Origin of the sequence: Aestuariivita boseongensis (assembly GCF_001262635.1) — a bacterium.
Taxonomy (GTDB): domain Bacteria; phylum Pseudomonadota; class Alphaproteobacteria; order Rhodobacterales; family Rhodobacteraceae; genus Aestuariivita; species Aestuariivita boseongensis.
On record NZ_JXYH01000018.1, the window covers coordinates 58,015 to 65,303 of the forward strand.

General features: G+C 61.8%; 7 protein-coding genes. All 7 read left to right on the forward strand.

Annotation, left to right across the window (positions count from 1 at the left end; genetic code table 11):
* Nucleotides 1–24 precede the first annotated feature (24 nt).
* The 7 genes from TR61_RS09365 (at nucleotide 25) to TR61_RS20510 (ending at nucleotide 7,194) form a co-directional block, all read left to right on the forward strand.
* Nucleotides 25–621: a TorD/DmsD family molecular chaperone gene (locus TR61_RS09365; protein WP_050929719.1), complete on the forward strand. Its 597-nt coding sequence runs from the start codon at nucleotides 25–27 to the stop codon at nucleotides 619–621.
* 57 nt (nucleotides 622–678) lie between these two features.
* Nucleotides 679–867, forward strand: coding sequence for a ubiquinol-cytochrome c reductase iron-sulfur subunit N-terminal domain-containing protein (locus TR61_RS09370; RefSeq protein ID WP_050929720.1), 189 nt, complete (start codon nucleotides 679–681; stop codon nucleotides 865–867).
* Nucleotides 868–1,007: 140 nt separating this feature from the next.
* A complete protein-coding gene (locus tag TR61_RS09375; RefSeq protein ID WP_050929721.1) occupies nucleotides 1,008–3,902 on the forward strand; it encodes a formate dehydrogenase subunit alpha in 2,895 nt (964 codons plus the stop codon).
* 13 nt (nucleotides 3,903–3,915) lie between these two features.
* Nucleotides 3,916–4,509, forward strand: a complete 594-nt coding sequence (fdh3B, locus tag TR61_RS09380; RefSeq protein ID WP_050929722.1) for a formate dehydrogenase FDH3 subunit beta — start codon at nucleotides 3,916–3,918, stop codon at nucleotides 4,507–4,509.
* Nucleotides 4,510–4,593: 84 nt separating this feature from the next.
* A complete protein-coding gene (locus tag TR61_RS09385) occupies nucleotides 4,594–5,796 on the forward strand; it encodes a formate dehydrogenase subunit gamma (RefSeq protein ID WP_050929723.1) in 1,203 nt (400 codons plus the stop codon).
* 26 nt (nucleotides 5,797–5,822) lie between these two features.
* Nucleotides 5,823–7,061: a c-type cytochrome gene (locus TR61_RS09390; RefSeq protein ID WP_050929724.1), complete on the forward strand. Its 1,239-nt coding sequence runs from the start codon at nucleotides 5,823–5,825 to the stop codon at nucleotides 7,059–7,061.
* Between the two features lie 7 nt (nucleotides 7,062–7,068).
* Nucleotides 7,069–7,194, forward strand: a complete 126-nt coding sequence (locus TR61_RS20510) for a hypothetical protein (protein ID WP_281178066.1) — start codon at nucleotides 7,069–7,071, stop codon at nucleotides 7,192–7,194.
* The last annotated feature ends 95 nt before the right edge of the window (nucleotides 7,195–7,289 follow it).

Below are 7,289 nucleotides of genomic sequence, written 5' to 3' on the forward strand. Positions count from 1 at the left end.
ATGGTATCCAGCCAAGGGGAGCACATGACCATAACTGATATCGCTGCCGAGGATCGCCTCAGAGCCGATTTCTATAATTTCCTGGGGCTTTTGCTGGCCGGGCCGCCGGACCAGATGGTGCTGGACCAATGCGCTGGCCTTTCGGGGGATGAGACGGATCTGGGCAAGACCATCGGCGCGATGGCGCGTGTGGCCAAGGCGTCAAAGCCGCAGGCGGTAGAGCGGGAATTCAACGCGCTGTTCATCGGTCTGGGCCGGGGCGAGCTTTTGCCCTATGCCTCGTATTACCTCACCGGGTTTCTGAATGAAAAACCGCTGGCGCAGCTGCGCAACGACATGGCGGCGCGCGGGATCACGCGGGCGCCCAATGTCTATGAACCCGAGGACAATATCGCATCGTTGATGGAGATGATGGCTGGCATGATCGTCGGCCGTTTTGGCGAGCCCGCGTCGCTTGAAGCGCAAAAGACCTTCTGGTCGAAACATATCGGCCCCTGGGCGGGGCATTTCTTTTCGGATTTGGAAGCTGCCAAGAACTCGGTCTTCTACGCCTCGGTCGGATCGGCCGGCAAGGTGTTCATGGAGATCGAGCGCGAGGCCTTCCGAATGACGGCGGCGTAAGCCGCTTTTCACCGGTCCTGTTCGCAGGGCCCAAACGCAAATGGAGGAGTTAAATCCATGAGCACCAAGAGGGACGAAGGCGCATCGCGCCGTGACTTCCTGAAGCTGGCCGGAACCGCAGCCCCTGCTGCTGTTGCTGCCGCTGCGCTGAGCGGAACAGAGGCCGAGGCGGCAGAGCCCGTGGCCGAAACCCGCATCCAGGATACCGCGCATACGCGGGCCTATCTGGACAGCGCGCGGTTCTGATCGAACCGCTTACACGATTGCAGTGTCCGGGCAGAGAACCGGTCAAGGCACACCCGACGGACGGTTGCGATAGGCCCTGATGTCGGTTTTCAGAGACCCAAGCGAGCCAGTTGACCTGGCCAGCAAGGAAGGAAACGAAAATGTTGAGGAAAAAGACCAACGGGGTTGCGAGACGCCCCCAGCGGACAAGTATCCTGTCACAGGCGGCTGAAACCTCAGTCGACCGCCGCTCATTCCTGCGCGGATCGGGCCTGGCCATTGGTGGCCTTGCCGCGATTGCCGCAACGGGCGGTACAGTGACAAAAGCCAGCGCGGCCACGGCGGCTGCTGGCGCGGTGGATACCGTCAAATCTGTCTGCACGCACTGCTCGGTCGGGTGTACCGTCGTGGCAGAAGTGCAAAACGGTGTGTGGGTCGGGCAAGAGCCCGGCTGGGACAGCCCGTTCAACCTGGGCGCCCACTGCGCCAAGGGGGCATCGGTCCGTGAACACGCCCATGGCGAGCGCCGCCTGAAGTACCCGATGAAGAAAGAGGGTGGTGAGTGGAAGCGCATCAGCTGGGAACAGGCGATCAACGAGATCGGCGACGGCATGATGCAGATCCGCGACGAAAGCGGCCCTGATTCCGTGTACTGGCTGGGTTCGGCCAAGCACAACAACGAGCAAGCGTACCTCTTCCGCAAGTTCGCCGCCTATTGGGGCACGAACAACGTGGATCACCAGGCGCGGATCTGTCACTCGACCACGGTTGCCGGTGTTGCGAACACCTGGGGCTATGGTGCGATGACGAACTCGTACAACGACATCCACAACTCCAAGGCCATCTTCATCATCGGCGGCAACCCGGCCGAGGCGCACCCCGTCTCGCTGTTGCATGTTCTGAAAGCGAAAGAGCAGAACAACGCGCCGCTGATCGTGTGCGACCCGCGCTTTACCCGCACGGCGGCACATGCGGATGAATATGTCCGTTTCCGTCCCGGCACCGATGTGGCGCTGGTCTGGGGGATCCTGTGGCATATCTTCGAGAACGGCTGGGAGGACAAAGAGTTCATCCGCACCCGTGTCTGGGGTATGGACCAGATCAAGGAAGAAGTCGCCAAATGGACGCCCGAGGAAGTCGAGCGTGTTACCGGCGCGCCCGGTGAGCAGCTGCGCCGCGTGGCCCGTACCATGGCCAACAACCGCCCCGGCACCGTGATCTGGTGCATGGGTGGCACGCAGCACACCAACGGCAACAACAACACCCGCGCCTACTGCATTCTGCAGCTGGCTCTGGGCAACATGGGCACCTCTGGCGGCGGCACCAACATCTTCCGCGGCCACGACAACGTGCAGGGCGCAACCGACCTTGGCGTTCTGTCGCACACCCTGCCCGGCTATTACGGCCTGTCGGGTGGTGCCTGGGCACACTGGGCCCGCGTTTGGGGTGAAGATCCCGAATGGCTAGCCGGTCGGTTCCAGAAAGTCACCGGTGCAGACGGCAAAGAGAAGTCGCTGCAAAACCTGAAGGGTATCCCGGTGTCGCGCTGGATCGACGGTGTTCTGGAAGATCCGGAAAACACCGATCAGCCCAACCCGGTTCGTGCCATGGTTCTGTGGGGCCACGCGCCCAACTCGCAGACCCGCATGAAGGAAATGAAGACAGCGATGGAGAAGCTGGACATGCTGGTCGTGATCGACCCGTTCCCCACCGTCTCTGCCGTGCTTCATGACCGCACCGATGGCGTGTACCTGCTGCCGGCCACGACGCAGTTCGAGACCTATGGCTCGGTCACCGCGTCGAACCGGTCGATCCAGTGGCGTGAAAAGGTTATTGATCCGCTGTTCGAGTCAAAGACCGATCACGAGATCATCGGCCTTTTTGCAAACAAGTTCGGGTTTGCCGACCGGCTTTTCCGCAATATCGAGATGGACGACGAGAACACGCCGAACATCGAGAGCACCCTGCGGGAGATCAACCGCGGCATGTGGACCGTGGGCTATACCGGCCAGTCGCCGGAACGGCTCAAGATGCACATGGAAAACCAGCACACCTTCGACAAGACCACGCTCAAAGCCGTGGGTGGTCCGGCCGATGGGGATTACTATGGTCTGCCGTGGCCCTGCTGGGGCACTGCCGACATGAAACACCCCGGCACACCGAACCTGTATGACATGTCGAAGCCGGTGGCCGAAGGCGGCCTCACCTTCCGTGCACGTTTCGGCGTGGAACGCGATGGCGAGAACCTGCTGGCCGAAGGCGTCTACAGCGTGGGTTCGGAAATCCAGGACGGATATCCCGAGTTCACCATGCAGATGCTGATGGATCTGGGCTGGGATGGTGACCTGACGGCTGACGAGCGCGCCGCGATTGACGCGGTTGGCGGTCCGAAAGCCAACTGGAAGACCGACCTGTCGGGCGGCATCCAGCGGGTTGCGATCAAGCATGGCTGTGCACCCTTCGGCAACGCGAAGGCCCGTGCGGTTGTGTGGACCTTCCCCGACCCGATCCCGCTGCATCGCGAACCGCTTTACACAAGCCGTCGCGATCTGGTGGCAGACTATCCCACCTATGAGGACCGGCACGATTACCGTCTGCCGACCCTTTACGCTTCGATCCAGAAGAACGACTTCTCGAAGGATTATCCCATTATCCTCACGTCGGGTCGTCTTGTGGAATACGAAGGCGGTGGGGACGAAACCCGTTCGAACCCCTGGCTGGCGGAACTCCAGCAGGACATGTTCGTCGAAATCAACCCGCGTGACGCCAATGACCTTGGTGTGCGGGACGGCGCACAGGTCTGGGTCGAAGGCCCCGAAGGCGGCAAGGTCAAGGTTATGGCCATGGTCACCGAACGGGTCGGCGCGGGTGTCGCGTTCATGCCCTTCCACTTCGGCGGGCATTTCGAGGGCGAGGACCAGCGGTCCAAGTACCCCGATGGCGCGGATCCCTATGTGCTGGGTGAATCCACCAACACCGCACAGACCTATGGCTATGACTCAGTGACCCAGATGCAGGAGACGAAAGCCACTCTCTGCAAGATCTGGGCTGCGTAAGGAGGAGACGAGAATGGCAAGAGCAAAGTTTCTCTGCGACGCCGAGCGCTGCATTGAGTGTAATGCCTGCGTAACAGCGTGCAAGAACGAGCATGAGGTGCCATGGGGCATCAACCGCCGCCGGGTGGTGACCATCAACGATGGTAAACCCGGTGAACGGTCGATTTCCGTGGCCTGCATGCACTGTTCCGATGCACCCTGTATGGCGGTGTGCCCTGTGGACTGCTTCTATCAGACCGATGACGGTGTGGTGCTGCACTCCAAGGACCTCTGCATCGGCTGTGGTTATTGCTTCTACGCGTGCCCGTTCGGCGCGCCGCAATTCCCGCAGGCAGGCAACTTCGGTTCCCGCGGCAAGATGGACAAATGTACCTTCTGCGCCGGTGGTCCCGAGGAGACCCACTCATCAGCCGAGTTCCAAAAATACGGCCGCAACCGGATCGCCGAGGGCAAACTGCCCATCTGCGCCGAGATGTGTTCGACCAAGGCGCTTCTGGCAGGTGATGGTGACGTTGTCGCCAACATCTATCGTGAACGCGTCGTGGCCCGTGGCTTTGGTTCGGGTGCATGGGGCTGGGGCACAGCCTATGAGCAAAAAGGCGGCTAAGCCTTAGCTTCAGCTTAATCGGGGCGGCCCGCGCCAGACACGGGCCGCCCTTTTTTCAACCTATAAAACAGGGACATCGAACAAATGTTGCGCGCGCTATTTGCTTTGATCCTGACCATGATGATGACCGTTGCCGCGACCGCTCAAGAGTCCGCTCCGGCCACCGAATCCGAAGAATTCCAGCCCCGCTCCGGGGCCCCTACCCTTGAAGATATCCTGGCCCGTCAGCGGGGCGAGGATGTCGACCTCAGCTGGCGTCTGGATCAGACCGGCACCGCCGCTGCCGGGATTTCCGAACAACTGGGCACGCTGGGTGGTGCATCGAACAGCGACGTGTTCCTGGCGCTGCGCTATGGCACGGCGGATGTGACCGTGTCCACGAACGCCCCGGCCGCCGGTGTCCTGATCCAGGATCGTGGCATGTGGTGGTATCAGGTCCGCGAAGGGTGGCTGTCGACCTGGGGCGGGTATCTGCTGTTGGGCACGATCGTGGCGCTTGTGCTGTTCTATCTGCTGCGTGGCCGTATCATGATTGACGGCACCAAGACCGGCCGGACCATTACGCGTTTCAGCGGGTTCGAGCGGTTTGGCCATTGGCTGTTTGCCTCCAGCTTCATCCTGCTGGGGATTTCCGGCCTGATTACCCTGTTCGGGCGGCCCCTGCTGATCCCTCTGCTGGGCAAGGACGCTTTCGCGCCGCTCGCGCTGGCGTCGAAATGGGTGCACAACAACGTGGCCTGGGCCTTTATGCTGGGGCTGGTGATCATCATCCTGAACTGGACGGTGCACAACATCCCCAACAAGCATGACCTGAAATGGCTGGCCAAGGGTGGCGGGCTGTTCACCAAGGGATCGCACCCGCCCGCCAAGAAGTTCAACGCGGGCCAGAAGCTGATCTTCTGGGGCTGCGTGGTCATGGGCCTGTCAATCAGCGCCTCGGGACTGTCGCTCTTGTTCCCGTTCGAACTGCCGATGTTCGCCAAGACCTTTACGATCCTGAACGATACCGGCATTCCGCAGGCGCTTGGCCTGGGCATTCTGCCCGAACAGATGGCCCCGCATGAGGAAATGCAGTTTGCCCAGCTGTGGCATTCGATCGTGGCCTTCGTCTTCATGGCGATGATCCTGGCGCATATCTATATCGGCTCGGTCGGTATGGAGGGCGCGTTCGACGCCATGGGCTCCGGCGAGGTCGAGGAGCAATGGGCGAAAGAGCACCATTCCCTCTGGGTGGAAGAGGTCAAGGCAAAGCAAGCCTCTTCCGGTTCGGCCACCCCGGCGGAGTAACGCCCGTGCGCAAAAGGGCCTTTGCGATGGCTCTGGCCTGTCTGCCGCTTCCTGTTGCGGCAGACGGGTTCTTCACGCTGAAAGGGCATGGCGGCCCCATCATGGGGATCGCCGTGTCCGAAAGCGGACAGATCGCCACCGCCAGTTTCGACAATTCCGTGGGCCTGTGGACGGGCGAGACCCCTGCCTGGCAGGAGGGGCACGAGGCGGCCGTGAACACGGTTCATTTCGCGGGCCCCACCCTGCTGTCGGGCGGCGATGACTTCACCCTGCGCGCATGGCCGGGGGGCGAGGTTCTGACGCAGCACAAGGGCAAGGTGACGGATATCGCCAGTGCGGGCGGCATGATCGCCACGGCCAGCTGGGATGGCTCCATCGGGCTGTGGGAAGATGGCACAATACGGTTTCTGACCGGCCATCAGGCGGGCGTGAACGATCTGGCCTTCACCTCGGACGGCCGGCTGATCAGCGCCAGCACCGATGGCACGCTGCGCCTGTGGGACTTGAGCAGCGGCGAAGAGCTGCGCCAATTGCTCAGCCACGGCTTTGGCATCAACGAGATGGTCTTCAACGAGGACGCCGGCTGGATCGCCTATGGCGCAGTCGATGGCGTCACCCGCGTGATCGACGCGGTCACCGCCGAACCCATTGCCGATTTCACGCTGGAGCGTCGCCCGATCCTGGCCATGGCCCTGTCGCCCGATGGCGGCACATTGGCTGTGGGCGATGGCGAAGGCTATATCATGGTGATCGACACCAACGAGTGGCGCATCGCCCGCGATTTCCGCGCCACGCTGCGCGGGCCGGTCTGGGCGCTGGCCTTTTCGGCCGATGGCGCCAACATCCACGCAGGCGGGCTCGACACGGCCATGTACAGCTGGCCCGTGGCCTCGCTGAATGAACACGGGCAGATGTCGGATGCGCAGCAAAGCTTCCTGCGCGATCCCGAGACAATGGAAAACGGCGAACGCCAGTTCGAACGCAAATGTTCGATCTGCCACACGCTGACCCCGTCCAGCGCCCGGCGCGCGGGCCCGACACTTTACGGCGTCTTCGGCCGTCCGGCCGGCACGGTCAGCGATTACAGCTATTCCGAGACGTTGAAGACGTCTTCGATCATTTGGGACGACACCAGCATCGACGACCTGTTCGAAGAGGGGCCGGACCATTATATCCCGGGCAGCAAGATGCCCATGCAGGTTATCCGCGATCAGCAGGATCGCGATGACCTGATCGCCTATCTGAAAAAAGCAACTGGGGAGTGAGTGAGTTATGAAAGCAATGTTCATCGCCTTCGCGGCCATGGCCGTGGTCGCTGTCGGCGCCTATTACGGGTTGGGTACGATGGGCTGGGATTCCGCATCCCGCGTCAGCTCGGACGCTGTGCGTCTGGACTGAGACGGCCCTGCCGCTTCTTTCTGGCCCAAAATACCCGACACAACGCCTGCCACGGGCAGGCCCTTGAAAGAAAAAGCGCGCGCCCCGACACCGGG